Here is a 1,637-nt window from a genome sequence, read left to right as displayed (position 1 = left end):
AGCGGTGAGGAGGGAGGCATGGGCAGCTCGCTGTCCGACGCCGACCTCAAGCGGCTGGCCCGCAGCGGCCTGCGGGCTCTCGCGCCGGACGAGGGCATGGCCCTGTTCGACGCGGCGTCCACCGCCGACCAGTCGGTGCTGGCGGCCACCGGCCTCGACCTGGCGGCGCTGCGGGCGAGCGACGAGGAGCCGCCCGTGCTGTTCCGCGGCCTGGTGCGCAGGCCCCTGCCGCGCGGTGCCGCCGCCGCGGACGGCGCCGGGCCGACGGGCTCCACGCTGGCGCAGCGCCTCGCCCCGCTCGCCGAGCCCGAGCGCGAGCAGCTGCTGGTCGACCTGGTGCGGTCCCACGTGTCCGAGGTACTGGGCCACGTCGACCAGAGCGCCATCGGCGGCGACCGGGCCTTCCAGGACCTGGGGTTCGACTCGCTGACGGCGGTCGAGCTGCGCAACCGGCTCGGCAAGGCCACCGGGCTTCGCCTGCCCACGACCTTGGTCTTCGACCATCCGACCCCGGCGGCGCTCGCAACGTATCTGCGCGGCCGGCTCGTCGTGGCGGACGACGGCCCCACCGAGGCGGCGCTCACCGGTCTCGACCGGATAGAGGGGCTGATCCGGTCGGCGTCGTCCGACGGCACCGCGCAGGACCAGATCGGCGCCCGCCTGCGGCAACTGCTGCAGCTCATCGAGAACAACGACCGCACGGTACGGGAGGAACCCGGTCATGACGACCTCGAATCCGCTTCGGACGAGGACCTGTTCGCCCTCGTCGACGAACTCGGCTGACCGGGCGTCCGAGCCCGTGCACCAGGCATCACCCGCAATTCGGCGCAACACACAGGGGAGCTGACGACAGGTGGCTGACGAGAAGGAACTCCGCGACTACCTCAAGCGGGCGATCGCCGACGCGCGGGACGCCCGCAGGAAGCTGCGCGAGGTGGAGGAGAAGGCTCAGGAGCCCATAGCGATCGTGGGGATGGCCTGCCGCTATCCGGGCGGGGTGGCCTCGCCCGAGGATCTGTGGCGCCTGGTCGCCGACGAGGTCGACGCCATCTCCGAGTTCCCCACCAACCGCGGCTGGGACCTGGAGAACCTGTTCGACCCGGACCCCGAGCGGGTGGGCACGTCGTACGTCCGCCACGGCGGTTTCCTGCACGACGCGGACCAGTTCGACCCCGAGTTCTTCGGCCTGTCGCCCCGCGAGGCGCTCGCCGCCGACCCGCAGCAGCGGATGCTGTTGGAGACGACGTGGGAGGTCCTGGAGCGGTCGGGGATCGACCCGGCGGGGCTGCGGGGCAGCCGGACCGGTGTGTTCACGGGCCTGATGTACACGGACTACGGCTCGCGTCCGCATCTTCCCGCGGAGGGCTTCGAGGGCTACCTCTACAGCGGCAGCGCGGGCAGCATCGCCTCGGGCCGCATCGCCTACACCTTCGGTTTCGAGGGTCCGGCGGTCGCTGTCGACACGGCGTGCTCGTCGTCGCTGGTGGCCCTCCATCTCGCGGTGAACGCGCTGCGGGCCGGCGAGTGCGATCTGGCGCTCGCAGGAGGTGCGGCGGTGATGTCGACCCCCACCGGGTTCATCGAGTTCTCCCGGCTGCGCGGGCTGGCTCCGGACGGCCGGTGCAAGCCGTTCTCCG

The 1,637-nt window shown here is 72.3% G+C and carries 2 protein-coding genes; both read left to right on the top strand.

Annotation, left to right across the window (positions count from 1 at the left end; genetic code table 11):
* Window positions 1-783 (top strand): acyl carrier protein (locus tag SSP24_RS42340; RefSeq protein WP_218037170.1); only part of this gene is annotated, 783 nt, incomplete at its 5' end.
* 70 nt (window positions 784-853) lie between these two features.
* On the top strand, window positions 854-1,637 hold a 784-nt coding region (locus tag SSP24_RS42335; protein ID WP_174864815.1), incomplete at its 3' end, for a beta-ketoacyl synthase N-terminal-like domain-containing protein.

Origin of the sequence: Streptomyces spinoverrucosus (assembly GCF_006539505.1) — a bacterium.
Taxonomy (GTDB): domain Bacteria; phylum Actinomycetota; class Actinomycetes; order Streptomycetales; family Streptomycetaceae; genus Streptomyces; species Streptomyces spinoverrucosus.
The sequence above is the reverse complement of the archived record's forward strand: the minus strand, read 5'-3'. Positions and strand labels throughout refer to the sequence as shown.